21 protein-coding genes are annotated in these 23,841 nt (G+C 72.2%); 1 reads left to right on the top strand and 20 read right to left on the bottom strand.

Translation table 11 applies throughout. The features are described 5' to 3' along the window. Positions 1-24 precede the first annotated feature (24 nt). From argB to infC, 14 genes are all read right to left on the bottom strand, one after another. On the bottom strand, positions 25-990 hold the full coding sequence (gene argB, locus ACULK4_RS07830; protein WP_445965587.1) for an acetylglutamate kinase: 966 nt from the start codon (positions 988-990) through the stop codon (positions 25-27). A 17-nt stretch (positions 991-1,007) separates the two neighbouring features. Next, positions 1,008-2,165: a bifunctional glutamate N-acetyltransferase/amino-acid acetyltransferase ArgJ gene (gene argJ / locus ACULK4_RS07825; RefSeq protein ID WP_445965563.1), complete on the bottom strand. Its 1,158-nt coding sequence runs from the start codon at positions 2,163-2,165 to the stop codon at positions 1,008-1,010. After that, the gene (argC, locus tag ACULK4_RS07820) at positions 2,162-3,205 is read right to left on the bottom strand and encodes an N-acetyl-gamma-glutamyl-phosphate reductase (RefSeq protein ID WP_445965562.1); all 1,044 of its coding nucleotides are present in this window, start codon (positions 3,203-3,205) and stop codon (positions 2,162-2,164) included. The genes argJ and argC overlap by 4 nt, the downstream gene beginning before the upstream one ends. Positions 3,206-3,442: 237 nt before the next feature. Further along, complete coding sequence (locus ACULK4_RS07815; protein ID WP_445965561.1) at positions 3,443-3,856, bottom strand: DUF1801 domain-containing protein; 414 nt, start codon at positions 3,854-3,856, stop codon at positions 3,443-3,445. A 119-nt stretch (positions 3,857-3,975) separates the two neighbouring features. Beyond that, a complete protein-coding gene (gene pheT, locus ACULK4_RS07810; protein WP_445965560.1) occupies positions 3,976-6,501 on the bottom strand; it encodes a phenylalanine--tRNA ligase subunit beta in 2,526 nt (841 codons plus the stop codon). A gap of 2 nt (positions 6,502-6,503) precedes the next feature. Next, positions 6,504-7,544 carry a phenylalanine--tRNA ligase subunit alpha gene (pheS, locus tag ACULK4_RS07805; RefSeq protein WP_445965559.1) on the bottom strand — a complete coding sequence of 347 codons (1,041 nt, stop codon included), beginning with the start codon at positions 7,542-7,544 and terminating at the stop codon, positions 6,504-6,506. Between the two features lie 62 nt (positions 7,545-7,606). After that, positions 7,607-8,527 (bottom strand): amino acid ABC transporter permease, encoded by a 921-nt coding sequence (locus ACULK4_RS07800; RefSeq protein ID WP_445965558.1) that lies wholly within the window; start codon positions 8,525-8,527, stop codon positions 7,607-7,609. Further along, positions 8,524-9,123 carry an ABC transporter permease subunit gene (locus ACULK4_RS07795; protein ID WP_501043381.1) on the bottom strand — a complete coding sequence of 200 codons (600 nt, stop codon included), beginning with the start codon at positions 9,121-9,123 and terminating at the stop codon, positions 8,524-8,526. The genes ACULK4_RS07800 and ACULK4_RS07795 overlap by 4 nt, the downstream gene beginning before the upstream one ends. A gap of 146 nt (positions 9,124-9,269) precedes the next feature. After that, a complete protein-coding gene (locus ACULK4_RS07790; protein ID WP_445965556.1) occupies positions 9,270-10,139 on the bottom strand; it encodes a glutamate ABC transporter substrate-binding protein in 870 nt (289 codons plus the stop codon). A 58-nt stretch (positions 10,140-10,197) separates the two neighbouring features. Next, entirely contained in the window at positions 10,198-10,986 is a 789-nt protein-coding gene (locus tag ACULK4_RS07785) for an amino acid ABC transporter ATP-binding protein (RefSeq protein WP_445965555.1), read from the bottom strand. A gap of 69 nt (positions 10,987-11,055) precedes the next feature. After that, the gene (locus ACULK4_RS07780) at positions 11,056-11,859 is read right to left on the bottom strand and encodes a TrmH family RNA methyltransferase (RefSeq protein ID WP_445965554.1); all 804 of its coding nucleotides are present in this window, start codon (positions 11,857-11,859) and stop codon (positions 11,056-11,058) included. Between the two features lie 153 nt (positions 11,860-12,012). Continuing rightward, positions 12,013-12,399 (bottom strand): 50S ribosomal protein L20, encoded by a 387-nt coding sequence (gene rplT / locus ACULK4_RS07775; RefSeq protein WP_445965553.1) that lies wholly within the window; start codon positions 12,397-12,399, stop codon positions 12,013-12,015. A gap of 32 nt (positions 12,400-12,431) precedes the next feature. After that, positions 12,432-12,626, bottom strand: coding sequence for a 50S ribosomal protein L35 (gene rpmI, locus ACULK4_RS07770; RefSeq protein ID WP_067949205.1), 195 nt, complete (start codon positions 12,624-12,626; stop codon positions 12,432-12,434). A 54-nt stretch (positions 12,627-12,680) separates the two neighbouring features. Further along, the gene (gene infC, locus ACULK4_RS07765; RefSeq protein ID WP_445965586.1) at positions 12,681-13,298 is read right to left on the bottom strand and encodes a translation initiation factor IF-3; all 618 of its coding nucleotides are present in this window, start codon (positions 13,296-13,298) and stop codon (positions 12,681-12,683) included. Positions 13,299-13,667: 369 nt separating this feature from the next. Here infC and ACULK4_RS07760 point away from each other — a divergent pair, with 369 nt between their 5' ends. Next, entirely contained in the window at positions 13,668-13,991 is a 324-nt protein-coding gene (locus tag ACULK4_RS07760) for a DUF1844 domain-containing protein (protein ID WP_445965585.1), read from the top strand. On the opposite strand, the gene ACULK4_RS07755 is transcribed toward ACULK4_RS07760, so the two are convergent. The 6 genes from ACULK4_RS07755 to ACULK4_RS07730 form a co-directional block, all read right to left on the bottom strand. Continuing rightward, positions 13,984-14,394, bottom strand: a complete 411-nt coding sequence (locus ACULK4_RS07755) for a hypothetical protein (RefSeq protein ID WP_445965552.1) — start codon at positions 14,392-14,394, stop codon at positions 13,984-13,986. The genes ACULK4_RS07760 and ACULK4_RS07755 overlap by 8 nt on opposite strands. Positions 14,395-14,582: 188 nt before the next feature. Then, positions 14,583-15,089, bottom strand: coding sequence for a hypothetical protein (locus tag ACULK4_RS07750; RefSeq protein WP_445965551.1), 507 nt, complete (start codon positions 15,087-15,089; stop codon positions 14,583-14,585). A 96-nt stretch (positions 15,090-15,185) separates the two neighbouring features. Beyond that, entirely contained in the window at positions 15,186-15,962 is a 777-nt protein-coding gene (locus ACULK4_RS07745; RefSeq protein ID WP_445965550.1) for a DNA-formamidopyrimidine glycosylase family protein, read from the bottom strand. Positions 15,963-15,967: 5 nt separating this feature from the next. Then, positions 15,968-20,617, bottom strand: a complete 4,650-nt coding sequence (locus tag ACULK4_RS07740) for an Lhr family ATP-dependent helicase (RefSeq protein WP_501043367.1) — start codon at positions 20,615-20,617, stop codon at positions 15,968-15,970. 45 nt (positions 20,618-20,662) lie between these two features. Beyond that, a complete protein-coding gene (locus ACULK4_RS07735; protein ID WP_445965548.1) occupies positions 20,663-22,084 on the bottom strand; it encodes a pyridoxal phosphate-dependent decarboxylase family protein in 1,422 nt (473 codons plus the stop codon). Positions 22,085-22,170: 86 nt separating this feature from the next. Next, a complete protein-coding gene (locus ACULK4_RS07730) occupies positions 22,171-23,712 on the bottom strand; it encodes an alpha/beta fold hydrolase (RefSeq protein WP_501043366.1) in 1,542 nt (513 codons plus the stop codon). Positions 23,713-23,841: the final 129 nt, after the last annotated feature.

Here is a 23,841-nt window from a genome sequence, read left to right as displayed (position 1 = left end):
CGCGCCAGTCGTGCGCGGGCCCGCTCACGAGACGGCCCCCGCGGCATCCGTCGACGACGCACCGGCAACGGATGCCGCGGCATCCGCCGACGCCACGACCTCGGTGCCGATCCCCTGCTGCGTGAAGATCTCGAGCAGGATCGAGTGCGGCACCCGGCCGTCGATGATCGCCGCCTTGGGCACGCCGCCGGCGACCGCCTCGAGGCAGGCCGTCATCTTCGGGATCATGCCCGATTCGAGCGACGGCAGCAGCGCCTCGAGGTCGGGCACCGAGATCTCGGAGACGAGCGAGTCGCGGTTCGGCCAGTCGCGGTACAGGCCCGCGACGTCGGTGAGGATCACGAGCTTCGCCGCGCCGAGTGCGACCGCGAGCGATGCGGCGGCCGAGTCGGCGTTGACGTTCAGCGACTGTCCCGGATGGTCGAGGTCGGGCGCGATCGACGACACGACGGGGATCCGGCGGGCCTCGAGCTGCGCGTGCACCGCCTCGGGGTCGACCGCGACGACGTCGCCCACGAGCCCGAGGTCGACCTCCTCGCCGTCCACCACCGCCCCGCGCCGACGGCCGCGGAACAGGCCCGCGTCCTCGCCGGAGAGCCCCGCCGCGAGCGGTCCGTGCTCGTTGACGAGGCTCACGAGCTCTCGGTTCACCTGGCCCGACAGCACCATGCGCACGACGTCCATCGTCTCGGGGCTCGTCACCCGGTACCCGCCGCGGAACTCGCTCGGGATGCCGAGGCGCTCGAGCATGGACGAGATCTGCGGGCCGCCGCCGTGCACCACCACCGGCCGGATGCCGGCGTAGCGGAGGTACACCATGTCCTCGGCGAACGCGCGCTGCAGCTCGGGGCTGACCATCGCGTTGCCGCCGAACTTCACGACGATGATCTCGCCGTGGAACCGCTTCAGCCACGGCAAGGACTCGATGAGGGTCTCCGCCTTGCGGGCGGCGGCAGCGGCATCCGCTCGGGCGTCGCCGTCGGGGGTCATGTGCTCCTCGCTCATGCTCAGCTCGAGTACGCGCTGTTCTCGTGCACGTAGTCGTGCGTGAGGTCGTTCGTCCAGATGGTGGCGGATGCCTCGCCCGCGTGCAGCTCGATGAGCACGTGCGTGGCGCGCGGCGTCAGGTCGACCTCGTCGCGGGGCCGGTCGGGCCGTCCGGCGTGGCACACGCGGACGCCGTTCATCGTGACGTCGACGAGGTAGGGGTCGAACGGGGCCCGGGTCGTGCCGATCGCGGCGAGCACCCGGCCCCAGTTCGGGTCGTTGCCGAAGATCGCGGCCTTGAACAGGTTGTTCCGGGCGACCGATCGACCCACCTCGACCGCGTCGTCCTCGGTGGTCGCGCCGTGCACCTCGATGGCGATGTCGTGGCTCGCACCTTCGGCGTCGGACTGCAGCTGCAGCGCGAGTTCGCGGCAGGCGGTGGTGAGCGCCTCCGTAAAGGTCTGCGGGTCGGGCACGACCCGCGACGCGCCCGAGGCGAGGAGCGTGACCTGGTCGTTCGTCGACATGCAGCCGTCCGAGTCGAGCCGGTCGAACGTGACCCTCGTCGCCTGCCGCAACGCCCGGTCGAGCTCGGGCGAGGGCACCTCGGCGTCGGTGGTGAGCACCACGAGCATGGTCGCGAGGCCCGGTGCGAGCATGCCCGCGCCCTTCGCCATGCCCCCGATGCGCCATCCGTCGACCTGCACGTCGACCGTCTTCGGCCGCGAGTCGGTGGTCATGATCGCACGCGCCGCGTCGTCGCCGGCCGACTCGTCGGCGGAGAGGCGATCGACCGCGGAGAGCACGCCCTCCTCGACCACCTCGCCGTCCAGTTGCTCGCCGATGAGGCCGGTCGAGCAGACGAGGACGTCGCCGGATGAGACGTGCAGGGCGGATGCCGCGGCCTCGGCCGTGCGATGCGCGACCTGGAATCCCTCGGACCCCGTGAAGCAGTTGGCCCCGCCGGAGTTCAGCACGACCGCCGCGACCGTCCCGTCGGCGACCGCCTGCTCGGACCAAAGGATCGGGTTGGCCTTGGCCCGGTTGGACGTGAACACCGCGGCCGCGTGCTGGCCCGGCCCACGGTTCACGACGAGCGCGAGGTCGAGTGCGCCCGTGCGCTTGATGCCGGCGGCGATGCCCGCGGCCTCGAATCCTGCAGGCGAGGTGATGCTCACGGTGCGACTCCGTTCACGGGGAGGCCGGTGGTCTCGGCCAGGCCGAGTGCGATGTTCGCCGACTGGATCGCGGCGCCCGCGGTGCCCTTGACCAGGTTGTCGACGGCGGTCACCACGACGACCCGGCCCGCTGCCTCGTCGACGGCGAGCCCCATGAGCGCGGTGTTCGCGCCGAGGACGTCGGCCGTTCGCGGGAACTGCCCCGAGGGGAGGACCTGCACGAAGGTCTCGGCCGCGTAGGCGTCCTCCCAGGCGGCGCGCACTGCCGCGGCACCCGTGCCGGGGACGATGCGGGCGGTCGAGGTCGCGAGGATGCCGCGCGACATCGGCACGATCACCGGCGTGAACGAGAGCGAGGGTGCGGCGGCTCCCGCCCAGCGGAGCGCCTGCTGGATCTCGGGGATATGGCGGTGCGTGCCGCCGACGGCATACGGGTTCGCGGAACCCAGGATCTCGGAGCCCAGCAGGTGCGCCTTCAGCGCGCGACCGGCGCCCGACGGGCCGACGGCGAGCACCGACACGATGTCGCGGTCCTCGATGACGCCCGCGCGGATGCCGGGGGCGAGCGAGAGCGCGACGGCCGACGCGTTGCATCCCGGCGCCGCGATGCGACGTGTCTTCGCGAGGCGGGTGCGCTGCGTGCCCGACAGCCGCGGCAGCTCCGGGACGCCGTACGCCCACGCGCCGTGGAAGTCGCCGCCGTAGAACGCGGCCCAGTCGCCGGAGTCCTCGAGGCGGTGGTCGGCGCCGCAGTCGACCACGAGCGTGTCGTCGGAGAGCTCGGCGGCGATCGCGCCCGACGCGCCGTGCGGCAACGCGAGGAACACGACGTCGTGGCCCGCGAGGGTGGCTGCCGAGGTCTCCTTGAGCGTCAGGTGCGTGTAGCTGCGCAGATGCGGCTGCACCGCGGTCAGCGGCTGCCCGGCATTCGAGTGAGCGGTGACGGTGCGCACGTCGAACTGGGGATGGTCGGCGAGGAGGCGCAGCAGCTCCCCGCCCGCGTAGCCGGACGCGCCGGAGACGGCGACGGTGTACGTCATGGATTCCACCTTATGGGCTGATCGGTCGGGTGAGACGGTTCCGGCGACGCCCAGGACGGCAGGGTCAGGCCGTCACGGGAGTCGCCTGGATTCGGCGCTCGACCCGACGTCGGCCATGCGACACCGCGGCACGCGCATCGCGTGCGGGGATGGCGGACCGACCGGTGGACATGCGGCGACCCTACCGATCCGCCCGGCGCACTCGCAAATCCGCGGCGCAGCGCGCCTCGCGGCGACTCAGACGTCCTCGCCGCGCGTACGCACCCATGCCCGGTCGACGAGCTCCTCCAGCACGTGCCGGTCGATCGTGGAGAGCCGGCCGACCCAGAGGCAATCGGCGCCCCGCTTGACCTTGCCGAGCCGGTCGATGAGCTCATCGGCCCCCGGCGTCTGCAGGCCGTAGAGCGAGATCGCGGCCTTCCGCGGCGAGAAGCTCACCACCGGCCAGTCACCCTCGCGACCGGACGCGTACCGGAGGTGGTGCAGCCCGTAGCCGACGATCGACGGACCCCACATGACCGCGTCGGTGCCGGTCACGCGGTCGTACAGTTCGCGGAGTTCGAAGCCGTCCTCACGGCGCCCCGCCGGCTCGACGGCGGCGAGGAAGTCGGACACCGACGCCCCGGTCGGCTGGGTCTTCGCTTCGGCCATGCCCCACCGTACCGCCGGGGTCCGATCGGCGGCACCCCCCATGCCGGGTCGGTGGAACCACGAGGGCGCCCGGCCTGCGTCGGCAGGGCGCCCTCGAGGCGATCCGTCGACGGATGCCGCTACTCGCGGATCGCCGCCCCCGTGCGCTCAGCGGCGAGGGCCGCGCCCGCGAGCTTGGCGTCGCTGGCCTCGGCTGCGGTCAACGTGCGGTCGCCCGCGCGGAACCGGAGAGCGAACGTCAGGCTCTTGGAACCCTCGGGCACGCCCGGGCCGCGGTAGTCGTCGACGAGCTGCAGGTGCTCGAGCAGGTCGCCCGCGCCGTCGCGCACGGCCTCCGCCACGCGGGCGGCCGGCACGTCGGCGCCCACGACGAGCGACAGGTCCTGCGTCGCCGCGGGCAGCGTGCCGATCGGTCGCGCCTCGACCGCCGGGTCGGTGAGCGCGATGATCGCATCGAGGTCGACCTCGGCGACCGCCACGACGCGCGGCAGGTCGGCCCCGGCGGCGTACCCCGGGTGCAGCTCGCCGGCGTAGCCGACCAGCTGCCCGGCCACCCGCACCTCGGCGGTGCGGCCCGGGTGCAGCGCCTGGTGGGCGCCTTGCGCGAACTCGACCTCCGCGCCCGCGGCATGGGCGATGCGGCGCACCGCATCGAGCGCGTCGGCGATCCCGGCGGGCTCGGCGGCGCGGCCGGGCTGCTTCGCACGCAGGTCTCCGGTCAAGAGGACGGCGATGTGGCGCGGCTGAGCCGGGATCCCGGCGTTCAGCTCGTCGAGCACGGACGCGGCCGGCCGCTTCCACCCGATCGGCAGCTCGGCCGTGCCGTACTCGCGGCCCGTCTCCGGCAGGAACACGAGGCCGAGTTCGAACACGTCGAGGTCGACGAGCCCGCGCGAGAGGTTGCGGCGCGCGACACCGATCAGCCCCGGCAGGAGCGAGCGACGCAGGTACGGCGTCGACGCGTCGAGCGCGTTGGCGAGCCTCACGCTCGCCACCGGGGAGCCGTCGACGCTGCCGTAGGCGGCGTTCTCGGCCTCGGTGACGAACGGGAACGCGAGCACCTCGGTCGCGCCGCCCGCCGCGAGCGCGTCGGCGACGCCGCGCCGGATGCGCTGGGCGCGCGTGAGCCCGCGGCCGGGCGGGGCGACGGGCAGCACCGACGGGATGCGGTCGTAGCCGAGCAGGCGCGCGACCTCCTCCGCGAGGTCGGCCTTCGCGGTGAGGTCGGGCCGCCAGGTCGGCGGGACGACGGAGAACCCGCCGTCGACGCGCGTCACACGGCCGCCGATCTCGGCGAGTGCGTCGTGCACCTCGTCGTCGGAGTACTCCACGCCGATGAGCTGGGTGACGTAGCCGTCGGGCAGCAGGATCGCGTCGCGTTCGGGCGCGGAGTGGATGAGCGAGCCGGTCTCGTCGGCGGTGCCGCCGGCGAGGTCGACGAGCAGTTGCGCGACGCGTGCGGCCGCCGCGCCGGCGATCGCGGGGTCGACCCCGCGCTCGAAGCGCTTGGACGCCTCGCTCGGCAGCTTGTGCCGGCGTGCGGTGCGTGCGATCGACACAGTGTCGAAGTTCGCCGCCTCGATGAGCACATTGCGGGTCTCGTCGCCGATCTCGGTGTCTGCGCCGCCCATGACGCCCGCGAGGCCGATCGCGCCGCGGTCGTCGGTGATGAGCAGGTCCTCGGGGTGGAGTTCCCGCACCTTGCCGTCGAGCGTCTCGAGCGTCTCACCAGGGTGCGCGCGACGCACGACGATGCCACCCTGCAGCGCATCGAGGTCGTACCCGTGGATGGGCTGGCCGAGCTCGAGCATCACGTAGTTGGTGATGTCGACGGGCAGCGACAGCGAGCGGATGCCTGCGAGCTTGAGCCGCGCGACCATCCACGCCGGCGTGGGCCGGGTCGGGTCGATGCCCCGCACGATCCGGGTCGCGAACACGCTCGCGCCGACGCGGCCGCGGATGGGCGCGTCGTCGCGGACCTCGACGGGGAAGGCCTCGGAGGAGGCATCCGCGGCCGCCACCTGCGCTGCCGGGTCGCGGAACACGGCGCCGGTGGCGTGGGCGTACTCGCGAGCGACGCCGCGGATCGAGAACGCGTAGCCGCGGTCGGGCGTCACGTTGATCTCGACCGCCGCGTCGTCGAGCCCGAGGAGCGCGATCGCGTCGGTGCCCACGGGCGCGTCGACGCCGAGGGTCGAGAGGCGCAGGATGCCGTCGTGGTCCTCCCCGAGCCCGAGTTCCTTCGTCGACGCGATCATGCCGTCGGAGACGTGCCCGTAGGTCTTCCGCGCGGCGATCGGGAACGGGCCCGGCAGCACGGAGCCCGGCAGCGTCACGACGACCTTGTCGCCGACGAAGAAGTTGCGGGCGCCGCACACGATGCCGTGCACGGCGGCGCCTCCGTCGGCCGCCGTCTCGCCGTCGGGCGCGACGCGAACCTGGCACCAGCGGATGGTCTTGCCGTTGGACTGCGGCTCCTCGACGAACTCGAGGACCTCGCCGACCACGATCGGACCCTGGAGGTCGAACGTGTGCACGTCCTCCTCCTCGAGCCCGACGCGCACGAGCGCGGCGTGCACCTCCTCCAAGGACGTGCCAGGGGGCAGGTCGACGTACTCGGCGAGCCAGCTGAGCGGCACTCGCATCTCTAGACCACCATTCCGAACTGCTGTGAGAAGCGGATGTCGCCCTCGGCCATGTCGCGCATGTCCTGCACGCCGTTGCGGAGCATGAGTCCCCGCTCGATGCCCATGCCGAAGGCGAAGCCCGTGTACACCTCGGGGTCGATGCCCGCAGCACGGAGCACGTTGGGGTGCACCATGCCGCACCCGCCCCACTCGATCCAGCGCGCCCCGCCCTTGAACGTCGGGTGCCAGAAGTCGAGCTCGGCGGAGGGCTCGGTGAACGGGAAGAAGCTGGGCCGCAGTCTCACCTTGGCGTCGTCGCCGAAGATGGACTTCACGAAGTGGTCGAGCGTGCCCCTGAGGTGCGCCATGGTGAGGCCCTTGTCGACGGCGAGACCCTCGAACTGCATGAACACGGGCAGGTGCGTCGCGTCGAACTCGTCGGTGCGGTACACGCGCCCGGGCGCGAGCACGTAGATCGGCACCTCGCGTTCGAGCATGGAGCGCACCTGCACCGGGCTCGTGTGCGTGCGCAGCACGAGGTGCGACTCGGGCGGGTCGACGAAGAACGTGTCCTGCATCGCGCGGGCGGGGTGGTCGGCGTCGAAGTTCAGCGCGTCGAAGTTGAACCACTCGCTCTCGACCTCGGGGCCCTCGGCGATCTCCCAGCCCATGCCGGTGAACACGTCGCACACCCGATCCTGCAGCAGGGCGAGCGGATGCCGCGCGCCGGGCGCGAAGCGCGACGGCAGCGCGGTGACGTCCACCGTCTCGGCGGCGAGCTGCGCCTCCGCCTCGGCCTCGAGGATCTCGGCCTCTCGGGTGGCGAACGCCTGGTTCACGCGGCCGCGCGCGGAACCCACGAGCTTGCCGAGGGCGGCCTTCTGGTCGTTCGGGACATTGCGCAACGACGCGTTGAGGCGCGCCAGCACGGACTTCTCGCCGGTGTGCTCGGCGCGGACGGCCTTCAACGCCGCGGAGTCGCCGGCCGCGCCGATCGCGGCGAGCGCTGCATCGACGGCCGCGGCGACCGCGGGTTCGGTGATCTCAAGGGGCTCGGACACGAAGAACGAGTCTAGTGGGCGCGGCCGCCACGAGACGTGTCGAAGCCGGTCGGCGCCCGGGATCAGATCCCGCCGCGACCCCTCTGATCGCGCGACTGCTGTGCGTCGGCGATCGCCTTGGCCTGGAGGAGCGCCTGGTCCTCGTCATCCGGATTCAGCGCCGGGCCTCCCGTCTTGCTGGCCGTGCGTCGTGAGACCCAGCGCGCGAACCATGACAACGACAGGTTCATGATCAGGTACAGCACGAGCGCGACGACGAAGAACGAGAACAGGTAGTAGTTGCCGTAGAACGTCGCGAGCTGGTTCATGGTCACGCGCAGCAACTCGACGTAGCCGACGATGTAGCCGAGCGAGGTGTCCTTCAGCAGCACGACGAGCTGGGCGATGATGATCGGCAGCATCTGCCGGAACGCCTGCGGGAACTCGACGAGCATCTTCGACTGCATCGGGCGCATGCCGAGGCTGAGGCCCGCCTCGCGCTGGCCGCGGGGCAGTGAGGCCAGTCCGGCGCGCAGGGCCTCGCCGATGAGCGCACCGTTGTAGAGCGCGAGCGCGGCGACGACCGCCCAGAACGTGCCCGTGCTCAGCACCAGCAGGATGAACAGCATCATGAGCAGCACGGGCATGCCGCGCAGGAACTCGAGCACCACCGCGGTGGGGACGCGGATCCACCACGTCTGCGCGCTGCGCAGCAGGGAGAAGATGATGCCCAGGATGATGGCGAGCACGGCGGCGGTCAACGCGGCGCTGAGCGTGCCCCAGATGCCGACCGTGATGATGCGCTGCCACACGAGCGGCTCCGCCAGCGGCTCCCAGCGGGACGGGTCGAAGTACCCGGGGAGGTTGCCCTTCGGCGCCGCGAGGGTCAGTGCGACCCACGCGAGCCCCGCCAGGATCAGGACGGCGCCGATGATGGAGCTGATCAGGGAGCGACGGCGGGCGACGGGGCCCGGCGCGTCGAAGAGGACGCTCGCGCCGGTCATCGCTGCACCACCCAACGGCGTTCGAGGCGCGCCGCGAGGATTCCCAGCGGCACGGTGATGAGCAGGTAGAAGGTCGCGACGCCGAGCAGGATCGGGATGACCGCGTCGCCGCGGGCGTTCGCGAGGATGCGGCCGGTGGCGAAGAGGTCGACCACGAAGAACCCGCCCGCGACCGACGTGTTCTTCGTGAGTGCGATGAAGACGTTGATGAGCGGCGGCACCGTCATCCGGAACGCCTGGGGCAGCACGATGAGCCCCACGGTCTGGCCGAACCCGAAGCCGACGCTGCGCGCCGCCTCGGCCTGTCCGACGGGCACGCCGTTGATGCCCGACCGCAGCGCCTCCGCGATGAACGGCGAGGTGTACACCGACAGGCCGATCATCGCCGCGGTGACGTAGTCGAGCCGCGATCCGAGCAGCGGCAGCACGATCGCGGTGAAGAACAGCACGAGCGTGAGCGGGGTGTTGCGCACCAGCTCGGTGTAGCCCGTCGCGAACCAGCGCAGCGACGGCACCGGCGATATGCGCATCGCCGCGACCAGGGTGCCGATCACGAGGGCGGCGAGCCCCGAGACGCCGAGGAGCAGCAGCGTCATGCCGAAGCCCTCGAGGTACGCGGGCAGGTTGTCGATGACGGCGTCCACGCTCCTCCTTCTCTCAGTGGACCGGTGCCCGGCGCGTCGCGGCGGTCAGGCGGTCGAGGCGGGGCCCGGCGCTCGGCGCCGGACCCCGCCCGACGGGATCAGTAGCGGTCGACGGCCGGCGGGTCGCGGAACTCGAGCACGGTTCCTGCGGTCGCCTCCCACGCCTCCTCGTACCTGCCGTCCTCGTAGGCCTCCTCGAGCACGTCGTTGATGAAGTCGCGGAACTCGTCGTCGCCCTTCATGAGGCCGATGCCGTACGGCTCCTCGGTGAACGGCTCGCCCACGACCTTGAACTCACCCGGGTTCTGGTCGACCAGGCCCGCGAGGATCACGTTGTCGGTCGACACTGCGACGGCCTGGCCGCTGCGCAGCGGCTCGAGGCAGTTGCTGTACGTGTCGGTCTCGATCACCTCGGCGCCGATGTCGCGCAGGTTCGCGGCCGGAGTGGAACCGCTCACCGAGCACACCGGCTGGCCGACGAGGTCCTCTTCGCTCTGGATGTCCTCGTTGCTCTCGAGCACGAGGATCGACTGGCCCGCCTCGAAGTACGGTCCGGCGAAGTCGACGACCTGCTTGCGGTCGTCGTTGATCGTGTACGTCGCGACGACGATGTCGACCTCGCCGTTCTCGATGAAGGGCTCGCGGTTGGCCGACACGGTCTCGACCCACTCGATGTCTTCAGGGGCGATGCCGAGCTCGCTGGCGATGATCTTCCCGATCTCGACGTCGAAGCCGACGGGCACGCCGTCGGGGCCGACGAGGCCGAACAGCGGCTGGTCGAACTTCGTGCCGATCGTGATGGAGCCCGCCTCGGCGAGCTCGGCCATGGTCGTGCCCTCTTCGAACTCAGGGGCCTCCTCGACCGTGGGCTCCTCGGCGGCGTCGTCACCGGCATCGCCGGCGCAGCCGCTGAACAGGAGTGCGCTGGCGGCGGCCGCCGCGACGAGTGCGATTCTGCTGCGTCTCATGTCGTGCCTCATCTCTCGTGGTTCGTTCGGGTTCCCCGCCGCTCGTGGCAGCGGAGGTCTAGTGCTCGAGGATCTTCGACAGGAAGTCCTTCGCGCGATCGGTCTTCGGATGGTCGAAGAACTCCGCGGGCGTCGCCTCCTCGACGATCTTCCCGTCGGACATGAACAGCACGCGGTCGGCTGCCTTGCGCGCGAAGCCCATCTCGTGCGTGACGACGATCATCGTCATGCCCTGCTCGGCGAGGCTGACCATGACGTCGAGCACCTCGTTGATCATCTCGGGGTCGAGTGCGCTCGTCGGCTCGTCGAGGAGGATGAGCTTCGGGTTCATCGCGAGCGAGCGGGCGATCGCCACGCGCTGCTGCTGCCCTCCGGAGAGCTGCGCCGGCATCTTCTGCGCCTGGTTCGCGACGCCGACGCGCTCGAGGAGTTCCATCGCCTTGGCGTCGGCCTCCTTGCGCGACACCCGCCGCACCCTGATGGGCGCGAGCGTGACGTTCTCGAGCACGGTCTTGTGGGCGAACAGGTTGAACGACTGGAAGACCATGCCGACGTCGGCACGCAGCTTGGCGAGCCCCGCACCCTCTTCGGGCAGCTTCTCGCCGTCGATCGTGATGGTGCCCGAGTCGATGGTCTCGAGGCGGTTGATGGCCCGGCACAGCGTCGACTTGCCGGAGCCCGACGGGCCGATGACGACGACGACCTCGCCTCGGTTGACGACCGTGTTGATGTCGTTCAGCACGTGGAGCTCGCCGAAGTGCTTGTCGACGTGCTCGATGACCACGAGCGGTTCGCCGCGGCGGACCGAGATGTTCGACGTAGGAGGTGCGGGATCGGCCGGAGGCATACCCCTCAAACTAGGGCGCTGCGGCATCGCGCGGCCACCCACGCGCGGGGGGGTTTACCGATTCGTGACCTAGAGGTCGCGCTGGGCGAAGGCGCTCTCGTACAGGCAGACGGATGCCGCGGTCGCGAGATTCATCGACTCCGCATGCCCGTAGATCGGCACGGTCACCACCCGATCGGCGAGCGCGAGCCTGTCGTCGGAGAGCCCGCGCGCCTCGTTCCCGAACAGCCACGCGGTCGGGCGTTCGAGGAGGCCCTCCCGCCGGGCGGAGAGGAGGTCCTCGCCCTTGACGTCGGCCGCGAGGATCGTCAGGCCGGCCTCGCGGGCGCGCGCGATGACGTCCTCGAGCTCGGCGCCGACCGCGACCGGCAGGTGGAAGATCGACCCGGTCGACGACCTGACGACCTTCGGGTTGTAGAGGTCGACCGCGCGGCCGGTGAAGACGACGGCGTCGGCGCCCGCGGCATCCGCTGCCCGCACGATCGTGCCGGCGTTGCCGGGGTCACGCACCTCCTCGAGGATCGCGACCAGCTTCGGCTTCGTCGCGAACACGTCCTTCACGGCGGTCGGGAACTGGTGGCAGACGGCGACGAAGCCCTGCGGCGTGACCGTGTCGGCCATCGCGTGCAGCACCTCTTCGGAGACGTACTCGACGTCGACGCCCGCGTCGATGGCGGTGTCGCCGATGTCGCTGTAGCGCTCGATCGCGGTCGGCGTGGCGTAGAGCTCGACGACGAGCTGCGGGCGGAACGTCAGCGCCTCGGCGACCGCCTGCGGCCCCTCGAGCAGGAACATGCCCGTCTCGGCGCGCGCCGGCTTCTTCGCGAGCTTCGCGACGGCCCGCACGCGCGGCGACCTCGGGTTCTCGAGCATGCCGCCAGTCTATTGACCGTGCCCGCGAGGCGCGGGAGCACCCGCCGAGGGATGCCGCACACGTCGCCGAGCGCCCGCGGCATCCGCTCGCAGACGACGAACGGCCCGGCACCCACGGGGGATGCCGGGCCGTTCGAACCGGAAGGCGGAGGACTACGCCGCGTTCTTCGGGGCGTTCACGTCGCTCGGGAGCGCCTGCTTGGCGGTCTCGACGAGGCCCGCGAACACCGCGGGCTCGTTCACGGCGAGCTCGGCGAGGATGCGACGGTCGACCTCGACACCCGCGAGGCCGAGGCCCTGGATGAGGCGGTTGTACGTGATGCCGTTCTGGCGCGCGGCCGCGTTGATCCGCTGGATCCAGAGGCGACGGAAGTCGCCCTTCTTCTTGCGGCGGTCGTTGTACGAGTAGACGAGCGAGTGGGTGACCTGCTCCTTCGCCTTGCGGTACAGGCGCGAACGCTGCCCGCGGTATCCCTCGGCGCGCTCGAGGATGACCCGACGCTTCTTGTGGGCGTTGACCGCCCGCTTCACTCTTGCCATTGCTCTGTTACTTCCTTATCGGGTCTCGTCGCTCAGCGACCGAGCAGCTTCTTGATGACCTTGGTGTCGGGCGCCGAGGCGACCTTGTCCTGGTTCAGACGGCGGGTGCGCACCGAGGACTTGCCCTCGAGGTTGTGCCGCATACCGGCCTGCTGCTTCTTGATCTTGCCGCTGCCGGTGACCTTGAAGCGCTTCTTGGACCCGGAGTGGGTCTTCTGCTTCGGCATCTCGTGTTTCTCCTTGGTTCTGCCGCCACTCGGGGTGGCGGACGATGTGCTGGCCTAGGCCTCGGTGGCCTCGGCCGTCTGCGGGTCGTCGCCCTCGGACTCGGCCGGGGGGCGCTGCTTCGCCGCAGCACGCTGTGCGTTCGCCTCGGCCTTGGCCTCGGACTTGTTCTTCAGGGGAGCGATGACCATCACCATGTTGCGGCCGTCGATCGTGGGGTTGTGCTCGACGGTGCCGTACTCGGCCACGTCCTCCGCGAAGCGCTGCAGGAGGCGGACGCCCATCTCGGGGCGCGACTGCTCGCGACCCCGGAAGAGGATCATCGCCTTCACCTTGTCGCCGGCCTTCAGGAAGCCGACGGCGCGCTTCATCTTGGTCTCGTAGTCGTGCTTGTCGATCTTGAGGCGGAACCGGACCTCCTTGAGGATCGTGTTCGCCTGGTTGCGCCGAGCCTCCTTGGCCTTCTGCGCAGCCTCGTACTTGTACTTGCCGTAGTCCATGATCTTGACGACCGGCGGACGGGAGTTCGGCGCGACTTCGACGAGATCGAGGTCGGCCTCCTGCGCGAGCCGCAGTGCCACCTCGATCTTCACGACGCCGACCTGCTCTCCGCCTGGGCCCACGAGGCGGACCTCGGGGACGCGGATACGGTCATTGGTACGCGGATCGCTGATGCGTGTCTCCTCTACTCGAACTGTGGTTCCAGCTCATCGGGAGACGGATGCCGCCCGACGACGAGAGCGGAAATCCACGCGATGACCCCCGCGGAACGAATCCGCGGGCTCATGCGGCACCCTTGCTACTCCCCCGCCGGAACGGGGAAGCGGAGTGCGAACGACCCGGTAACCTTGATGAAGCGGTATGCGCGGGTGGGAGTCTCTCCACTTTCGTACCGGGGACTGGCCCCGGAGCCCGCAGTAGTCTAGCAGAGGAATCCCCCGGTGAGCGACACTTCGCCCGAGCCCACGCGTGCGCCCGAGCACGAGCAGCCCCTCGACCACGGAGCCGGCGGCGTCGCCGATGCGCCGGACGCCGCACAGGCCGTGACCGACGCGACGCGCGACATCGCCGACGTGCCCGCGGTCGAGGTCATCACCACCGCATCGGTCCACCTCATGAGCGCGGCCGCCGTGAAGGTCGGGCTCGCGGACGACCCCGCGTCGCAGACCGACCTCGACGAGGCACGCAAGCTGATCAACGCCCTCGCCGGGCTGATCACCGCGGGCGCGCCCGAGATCAGCGACATGCACGCGCGTTCGCTGCGCGACGGTCTCCGCTCGCTCCAACTCGCGTTCCGCGAGGCCTCCTCGATCCCCGACCCGATCGGCCAGGGGCCCGGAGAGAAGTGGACCGGCCCGGTCACCTAGACGCCGAGACGCCCCCGATGCCGAGGGCCGAGCGCAGGGCGTCCAGCAGATCGTTGGCGGTGTCGATCTCGGTGTTGGCCTCAGCGGCGAGGGCGTCCAGCGTCTCCAGGTCGCCGGCTTCGGCCGCCTCGCGCATCCGGGTCTCGAGATCGGTCAGGCGTCCGTCGCAGTCGCACAGCTCCCCGCCGACGACCAGGACCTCATCGGCGACGCCGATCGTGCTGTCGGCCTCGGTCCGTGCCGCATCGAGTTCGCCTTCGGCCGCGGCCAGGTCGTCCTCGGCGGTGACCAGGTCGGATTGCGCCGCCCGTAGATCCGTCTGGGCATCGTCGCGGGCCGCCGTGGCGCTGCTGGTCGCCAGCAGACCCGCGATGAGCGTGCCGAGGCCGATCACGAGCAGCACCGCCCCGGCGATGACGAGGATGAGTCGTCCCGCAGCGGGCCGCGGCCGAGGGGCGTCGACGTGGTCGGGTGCCCGGGCCGACTGCGCCTCTACCGGGGCCGTGTGCTGCTCGGCCGCTGCACGTTGGTCGAGCGGGCCCTCGGCCGGGGGCGAGGCGGGAGTCCGGTCCTCGGGAGGGACTGAATCGCTCATCGTTCCTCCTCCGCGGTGTCGAGGGCATCTCGCGCTTCGACGACGGCCTCGTCCAGCGCCCGAACTGCGGCGATCTCCTCGTCAACGGCGGCCGCGACGAGGGCGGACTGCTCCTGGAAGCAGGCAACGAGAGCGCTGACCTCCGTCGCCGCATTGGAGCACTCGACCAGGGCGTTGCGGGCGGCGACGGTCGCCTCGGACGCGGTCAGGACGGCGAAGCTCTGGCTCTCCACCTCCGCGATCAGGTCGGGAATGGAGGCAGCCGCCTCCCGAGCGGCGGCCGCCTGGGCTTCAGCAGCGTCCGCCTCCTCGGCGGTGGCGGCGGCCTGGGCTTCAAGGGCGGCGGCCTCGTCGCTGACGCCCGAGGCGCTGGTGAAGGCGAAGATCCCCACGGCCAGCAGGATCAGGCCCAGGACTCCCGCCGCACCGGCAGCGATGAGCGCCCAGGTGCGGGCGTACCACGGCATCGTCGGTGGCGGCTCTCCATCGTTCCGGTCGGACATTCCACCCCTCCGCTTCGTCGCTGCCGAGGAGTCCATGAGACCGGAGCACCGCACGAGCCGGAAGGGGCGAAGGTCCCCTCCGGCCATGGCGCCCCTCTACGGCTGGCAGTGCGGACACCAGTACGTCTCGCGCAGCTCGACGTCGTTGCGGCCGAAGCGGCCGTGCACGATCCGGGTGCCGCAGCGTCGGCACGATTCCCCCTCGCGCCCGTAGACCCACAGCCGTCGCCCCGGGCGCGTGTCGCCCGTGGTGGTGCGCTCGAGGCGCTCGCGGTTCGCGAAGATGACCCGCCGCGCGAGGTCGATCGTCGCTGCGAGGTCGATCTCGCCGATCGGCCGGTCGGGGCGGATGCCGCGGAGGAAGCACACCTCGTTGACGAGCACGTTGCCGAGGCCCGCGAGCTTGCGCTGGTCGGCGAGCGCGACGACGGCCGGAGCCGCCGGATCCGCGGCGAGGCGCCGTGCGGCCTCGGCCGCGTCCCAGTCGGGACCGAGCAGGTCGGGGCCGAGGTGGCCCATTCGGTCGGCCTCCTCGGATGCCGGGAAGACCTCGACGAGGCCGAGGTCGAAGCCGATCGCCGTGGCCTCCGCCGTCTCGATGACCGCTCGCGCACGGTGGGCGGGCCGAGGCCACTTCTGGCCGGGCCGGAGCACGCGCCACTCCCCCTCCATCTTGAGGTGGGAGTGCAGCACCCCGTCGCCGATGCGCATGAGCAGGTGCTTGCCGCGGCTGCCGACGGAGTGGACGACGTCGCCCGCGAGGTCGACGGTCGCGAACGCGGGCACGCGCAGGTCGCTGCGTGTCACGACGCGCCCGGCGAGCGCGTCATCGAGGCGTTTCGCGACGCGGAATACGGTGTCGCCCTCGGGCACGCCGGTCAGCTCCTCGCCTCGAAGCGGAGCCCCTGCGGCGTCTCGCGGAAGCCCGCCGCACGAAGTGGCGGGTCGAGAACGGACCCGTGGACGCCGCCGCCGTTGACCGACTCGACCCGGAACCGGGCGCCGCGGGCGCGCGAGAGCGCCTCGGCGAGGGCGGTCGCGCCGGACGTGAGCGCCTCCTCGTCGCCGGTGAACACGAGCGCCGTGCGGCCGCCGCGTTCGAGGTAGAACACCGCCTCGCCGTCGACGAGGGCGACGAGTGCACCGGCCTTCCGGGCGGGGCGGTGCGTGAGATCGACCGTCGGCTCGGGCCACTCGAGTGCGGCGCCGAACGGGTTCGCGGGGTCGGTCGCGGCGAGCACGACCGCGCCGCCCGCGGGCGCCTGCCGGAGCCGGTCGACCGCGGCGCTCGTGGCGAACTGCGCGCCGCCCTGGCCGTCGATGAAGTACCCGCGCCTCACCCGCCCGGTCTCCTCGAACCCGGCGAGCGTTCGATAGGCGAGCGCGAAGCCGCCGAGGATGTCCTCCGCGACCACGGAACCGCGGGTGACGACGCCGTAGCGTTCCAGCAGCGTCTCACCCAGCGCGTGCGCACGCGGCGTCGCGGCGTCGCTCGGCATGGGCAGCACCGACCAGCGGCCGGCCGCCCGCGGCGGCGCCGACCGCGGCGCCCGGGCCCCGTCGGCCGCGGCCGCGGCGGACGCGAGCGCCCGGCGCGACAGCGTGCGGCCGCGCAGTCGCGCCCGCGGCGCCGTCGCCTTCGTCTTGTGCGCGCCGCCGCCGGTGAGGAGGCCCCGCACGGGCGCGAACGTGTCGTTCGTGACGAGTCCGGCCCAGACGAGCCGCCACAGTGCGTCGAGCACCGCCGTCTCGTCGGTGCCTCCCACGGCGTCGACGAGCTGGCGGAAGAAGTAGGCGCCGCCGCCGCCGAGCACGGCGAGCAGCTCGGTCTCGAGCGGGTCGAGCGGCTGGTCGGCTGGCGCGGGCATGGTGAGCTTCGCGGTGTCGGCGAGGTGGAGGCTGACCCAGCCGTCGTCGCCCGAGAGCGAGCCCTGCCCGACCCAGAGCACCTCGCCGTTCGCCGTGAGCTCGTCGAGCATGTCTGGGCGGTAGTCGCCGACCCGGGCGCGGAGGACGAACGTCTCCCACGCCGACGCGGGGATGCGGACGCCCTCGAGCTGCTCGATGACCGCCGCCACGCCGTCGACGCCGCGCAGGCGCCCGCCGACGTGCTGCCAGTCGGGCAGGAACCTGGCGAACTCGCGCGGGGCGACGGGTTCGACCTCCTCGCGGAGCGCCGCGAGCGAGCGGCGGCGCAGGCGCCTCAGCACCTCGGCGTCGCACCACTCGGTACCGGTGCCGTGCGGCAGGAACGCCCCCTCGACGAGTCGGCGGTCGCCCGCGAGGCGGGCGAGCGCGGCGTGCGCGATGGCCGCGCCGATCCCGAAGCGCTCGGCGACGGCGTGCGTCGTGAAGGGACCGTGCGTGCGTGCGTAGCGGCTCACGAGGTCGCCGAGCGGGTCGCGCACGGCCTCGCCGAACACCTCCGGCAGGCCCGGCGGGATCGGCACGCCGAGCGCGTCGCGCAGGCGGCTGAGGTCCTCCACGGCGACGATCCAATCGCCGCCCGCGTAGCGCACCCGCGCCGCGCGGCGCGCGGTGACGAGAGCGTCGACGGATGCCGCGGCATCCGTCGACGCGTCGACGCGCTCGGCGACCTCGGCCGCGGTCAGCGGTCCGAGCTCGCGCAGCAGGTCGGCCGCCCCCTCCTCGCCCGTCGCGAGCCGATCGGGATGGCGCCGCTGCAGCATGCGCTCGGTCTCCTCGACCACGGCCGGGTCGAGGAGCTCGCGCAGCTCGACCGTGCCGAGCAATTCGGCCAGCAGGCCCGGGTCGAGCGAGAGCGCGGCCGCCCGGCGTTCGGCGAGCGGCGCGTCGCCCTCGTACATGAACGCGCCGACGTAGCCGAACAGCAGGCTCGCGGCGAAGGGGCTCGCGGTGTCGGTCGCGACGTCGACGAACCGCACGCGACGCGCGCGGATGCGTTCGGCGATCGCGGTGAGCGCCGGCAGGTCGTAGACGTCCTGCAGGCACTCGCGCACGGCCTCGAGCACGATCGGGAAGTCGGGGAAGTCGCGCGCGACCTCGAGCAGCTGCGACGCCTTCTGCCGCTGCTGCCACAGCGGCGACCGCTTGCCCGGGTTCTGGCGCGGCAGCAGCAGCGCCCGCGCCGCGCACTCGCGGAAGCGCGACGCGAACAGCGCCGAGTCGCCGACGCGCTCCGTCGCGACCTGCGCGAGCTCGGCCGGGTCGAAGTCGAACAGCTCGCTGCCGGGCGGTTCGTCGGCCGTGTCGGGCAGTCGCAGCACGATGCCGTCGTCGCTCGCGACCGCGTGCGACTCGAGGCCGAAGCGCTCCTGGACGCGGGCGTCGACGGCGAGCGCCCACGGCGCGTGCACGCGCATGCCGTACGGCGAGTGCAGCACGATGCGCCAATCGCCGAGCTCGTCGCGGAACCGCTCGACCACGAGGTTCTGGTCGTCGGGCACCACGCGCGTGGCGTCGCGCTGGTCGGAGATGAAGCGCACGAGGTTCGCGCCCGCGCGTTCGTCGAGCCCGGCCGATTCGCAGCGCGCGATGGCAGCGGATGCGTCGGCGCCCGCCAGCTCGCCGATGAACCCGCCGATCGCTTCGCCGAGCTCGGCGGGCCGGCCGATGCCGTCGCCCTTCCAGAACGGCAGCCGGCCGGGCTCCCCGAACGCCGGCGAGACGATGACGCGGTCGTGCGTGATCTCCTGGATGCGCCAGCTCGTCGCGCCGAGCGCGAACACGTCGCCGACCCGCGACTCGTACACCATCTCTTCGTCGAGCTCGCCGACGCGCCGGCCCGGACCGGCGTCGCCGACCATGAAGACGCCGAAGAGCCCGCGGTCGGGGATGGTGCCACCGGAGGTCACCGCGAGGCGCTGCGCCCCCCGCCGGCCCGTGATCGTGCCGGCGTCGCGATCCCACACGATGCGCGGTCGCAGCTCGCCGAACCGGTCGGACGGATAGCGGCCCGCGAGCAGGTCGAGCGTCGCGTCGAACACCGAGCGCGGGAGCGCGTGGAACGGCGCCGCGCGCCGTACCACGTCGAACCAGTGCTCGACCTCCCACTCGTCGACCGCCGACGCGGCGACGGTCTGCTGCGCCAGCACGTCGAGGGGGTTCGCGGGGATCCGCAGCGGCTCGATGCCGCCCGCCACCATCCGCTCGGCCACCACGGCGGAGTGCAGGAGGTCGGCACGGTGCTTGGGGAACATCAGGCCCTTGGAGACCTCGCCGACCTGGTGCCCGGCGCGCCCGATGCGCTGGAGCCCGCTCGCGACCGACGGTGGGGACTCGACCTGCATGACGAGGTCGACGGCGCCCATGTCGATGCCGAGCTCGAGGCTCGACGTCGCCACGACGCACCTCAGCCGCCCGGCCTTGAGGTCGGCCTCGACGAACGCGCGCTCCTCCTTGCTCACCGAGCCGTGGTGCGAGCGCGCGATCACGGGCTCGGCGCCGGCGGTGAGGCCCGACGCACCCGGCAGCTCGGCCGGAGGCCGGCGGATCGCGACCGATGCGGCCCCCGCCGGAGCGATCGGGGCGGCCGCCGCGGCTCCGCCCGATCCGTCGACAGCGACGGACGCCGCAGCGACCGACCGCTCGAGCTCCCCGCCGCCACCTTCCCCCTCGGGCGGCGCGTTCCGCTCGGCCCACAGCTCGTTGAGCCGCGCCGTGAGGCGTTCGGCGAGCCGCCGGGAGTTCGCGAACACGATCGTGGAGCGATGCGCGAGCACCTCGTCGAGGATCGCCTCCTCGACGTGCGGCCACACCGACCCTCCGCCCTCGCCCGACAGGTCGGCCAGGTCGTCGACGGGCACGGTCACCCGCAGGTCGAACCGCTTGCCCGAGGGCGGCGCGACGATCGAGACGGGCCGCGTGCCCGAGAGGAACCGCGCGACCTCCTCGTGCGGGCGCACGGTCGCCGACAGGCCGATGCGCTGCACGGGCGCGCCCGCGAGCTCGTCGAGCCGCTCGAGCGAGAGCGCGAGGTGTGCGCCGCGCTTGCCGCCCGCGAGTGCGTGGATCTCGTCGACGATGACCGTGTCGACGCCGGCGAGCGTCTGTCTCGCCTGCGACGTGAGCATGAGGAACAGCGACTCGGGCGTCGTGATGAGGATGTCGGGCGGACGCTTCACGAGCGCGCGGCGGTCGGTCGGCGAGGTGTCGCCAGACCGGACCCCGACGGTGACGTCGGGCACCTCGACGCCCATCGCCGCGGCCGTGCGCGCGATGCCGACGAGCGGCGCGCGGAGGTTGCGCTCGACGTCGACGCCGAGGGCCTTGAGCGGCGAGATGTAGACCACGCGCGTCGCCCGCGGCGCGGCCTCCGTCACCTCGCCCGTCGCCGCGTCGACCGCCGGCGGCGCGTGGTGCAGCCGGTCGATCGCCGAGAGGAACGCCGCGAGCGTCTTGCCCGACCCCGTCGGGGCGACGACGAGCGCATGCTCGCCGCGCGAGATCGCCCGCCACGCCGCGTCCTGGACCGGTGTGGGCTCGCGGAACGACTCGGTGAACCACGCCCGCGTCGCGGGCGCGAACTCGTCGAGCGCCCCGGTCATCCCCCCATTCAAGCGGATGCCGCGGACATCGTCGCCGGGTCCCCCTCAGCCGCCCGAGCGCAACCCGGCGAGCGCGCGCTCGACGGCGGCGACCGTGCGGCGCGCCTGCGCGGCGTCCGTGCCCCAGTTGCTCACGGAGAAGCGCACGACGGCGCGGTCGTGCCAGCGCGAGGTCATCGCGAGCACCTCGCCGTCGGCCCAGAGCCGGGCGCTCAGCGCCTCGGTGGCCGCGTCGTCCTCGAGCGCGATGCAGACCTGCGTGAACACCACGTCGTTGAGGACCGTCACTGCGGGAAGTCGCGCGACCCCCTCGGCGATGATCCGCGCGGACTCCGCCAGCCGATCGATGAGCTCGGCCACGCCGTCACGACCCAGGTGGCGCAGCACCGCCCACGTCGGCACGCCGCGAGCCCGTCGCGACAGCTCGGCGACCTTCTCGTGCGGGTCGGCGCCGATGGCCGTCGCCTGCAGGTAGCTCGCATGCATGGTGAGGGCATGCCGCATCGCCGCGCCGTCGCGGACCATCGCGATGCCGCAGTCGTAGGGGACGTTGAGCGTCTTGTGCGCGTCGGTCGACCACGAGTCGGCGTCGGCGAGTCCCGCCGTGAGGTGCCGCAGCCGCGGGGACGCCGCAGCCCACAGGCCGAACGCGCCGTCGACGTGCACCCAGGCGCCCGCCTCGTGCGCGACGCGGCACGCCTCCTCGAAGGGATCGAACCCGCCGGAGTGGATGTTGCCGGCCTGCAGGCAGACGATCGCCGGTCCCTCGCCTGCTGCGAGCACCTCGCGCAGGGCGTCGGGCCGGATCCGACCCTGGTCGTCGGACGCCGCAGCGGCCGGGATGCCGAGTCCGAGGTACCGGCCGGCGAGGTCGATCGTGGCATGCCGCTCGGCGCCGACCACGAAGCGCACGCGCGGCCCGCCGGCGAGGCCGTCGCGGGCGACGTCCCACCCGGCACGGCGCAGCACCTCGTCGCGGGCCGCCGCCAGGCACGCGAACTGCGCCGTCGTGGCGCCGGTCGCGAAGCCGACCTCGCTCTCGGGCGGCAGTCCGAGCAGGTCGAGGATCCAGTCCGCCGCGACCTCCTCGACGGCGACCGTGCCGGGAGTGACGTTCCGCAGTCCGTTGTTCTGGTCCCAGGCCGACACGAGCCAGTCCGCGGCGAGCGCGACCGGCTGCGTGCCGCCGATCACCCAGCCGAAGAAGCGCGGCGAGCCCATCGCCATGAGCCCGGGCTCGATGCGCTCGACGAGCCGATCGATCACCTCCGCAGCCGGCTCGCCGTGCTCGGGGAGCTCGCGCCCGAGCGCGTCGCCGACCTCGTCAACCGACGCACGCGGTGGAATGGACCGTTCGGGCAGGGCGTCGAGCCATTCCGCCGCGTGCCTGCGGGCGAGGTCGAGCAGGGCGGGGTCGTGCGGCCGGAAGCTCGCGCCCGTCGCGGCCCCGGTCGATGCCTGGGTCATGATCCACCTGGATTCCGCGCGCCGTCGCGCAGTCCCGATCATGCTCCGCCGCGGATGCGCGAGTCAACGTCTCCGGGACCGCGGGCTCAGGCCGGACAGGTCACGTCGGCGGGCGGCACGACGCCGTCGACGAGGTACGCCTCCACCGCGGCATCCACGCACGCATCGCCCTTGTTGAACGCCGTGTGGCCCTCGCCCGTGCGCGTGACGAGCACGCCGCTCTCGAGTTGCGAGGCGACCGCGACCGCCCACGCGTGCGGCGTCGACGGGTCGCCCGTCGTGCCGAGCACGAGGATCGGCGCTGCGCCGGGCGCCGTGATCGCCACGCGCTCGAGCTCGGACCGGAAGGGCCACGACAGGCATGCGACGTCGCCGAAGGAGAAGTACACGCCGATGTGCGGCGCCTCCTTGCTGAGCGTCCGGGCCTCCTCCTTCATGACCTCGACGTTGTTCTGCGCGGTGTGGTCGAGGCAGTTCACCGCCCGGATCGCCTCCGGGAGGTTGCCCGAGTAGTCGCCCTCGGGCGTGCGGCCGTAGTAGCCGTCCACGACGGTCAGCGCGAACTCGGCCTGCCCGGCGAGCACGGTCGTGAAGACGGTGTCGAGCACGGGCCACGTGTCCTGCCGATAGAGCGGCGCGGCGATCGCGAGCAGCAGCGTGTCGACACCGAGCACGCGGCCGTCGGTCGACGGGATCGGGTTCTTGGCGACGGCGTCCAGGATCTCGCGCACGATCGGCAGCGCGTCATCCGCGGTGCCCTCGAACGGGCAGGTCGCGGCTGGGATGCAGGCCGTGAGATACGACCGGAGCGCGGCCTCGAAGCCCTTGGCCTGCGCAAGCGTGATCGCGGAACGGCCGAGGGACGGGTCGATGGGACCGTCGAGCACGAGCCGGCCGACGCGTTCGGGGAACAGGCCCGCGTAGACCGTGCCGAGGTAAGCGCCGTACGAGTACCCCAGGTAGGCCAGCTGCTCCTCGCCCAGCGCGGCCCGGAGCATGTCGAGGTCGCGCGCGACGCTCGCAGTGTCGACGTTGGCGAGCAGCTCGCCCGTGTTCCGCAGGCACGCCTGGCCGAAGCGATGCGTGAGCTCGTTCTGCGACGTGAGCCAGTCGGTCGTGCCGCGCACTCCGCGTGCCGGGGTGTACAGGAAGCTGTCGAGCTCCTTCGGCGGCAGGCAGTCGACCGCAGTCGAGCGACCGACACCGCGCGGATCGAAGCCGACGATGTCGTAGCGGTCCTGCAGGTTCTCGGTGGTGGCGACCTCGAGCCCGCTCGCGACCGCATCGTAGCCGGAGACCCCCGGACCGCCGGGGTTCATGAGCAGCGAGCCCACTCGATCGCCCCGCGCCGGCTGGCGGATGAGCGCGAGCTCGATCTCCGCTCCGGTCGGGGCATCCCAGTCGAGCGGCGCGATCGCGGTCGCGCACTGGAAGTCCCCGCACTGCTCCCAGCGCAGGACCTGGCCGTAGAACGGCTCGAGCGCGGCATCCACCTTCTCGCCGGTCGGCGTGGATTCGTCGACCACGGGAAAGAACGTGGACAGCCCGCAGGCGGTCAGGCTCGAGGCGACGACCGCCGCCGTCGCTGCTGCGACCAGGCGTCGCAGCCCCCTCCGCGCCCACACCATGACCCATAAGTATCGCTTCGGCGACGGAAGGGGCATGACCCCCGTTCTGGGGGTATGGCCCCCGAACGCGCCGCTGTCCCCCGGACATCGGGCGGAATCCCGCAGGAGGCCAGCCACCGTGGTCGATAT

The organism is Agromyces selenitireducens (genome assembly GCF_052748465.2).
The sequence above is the reverse complement of the archived record's forward strand: the minus strand, read 5'-3'. Positions and strand labels throughout refer to the sequence as shown.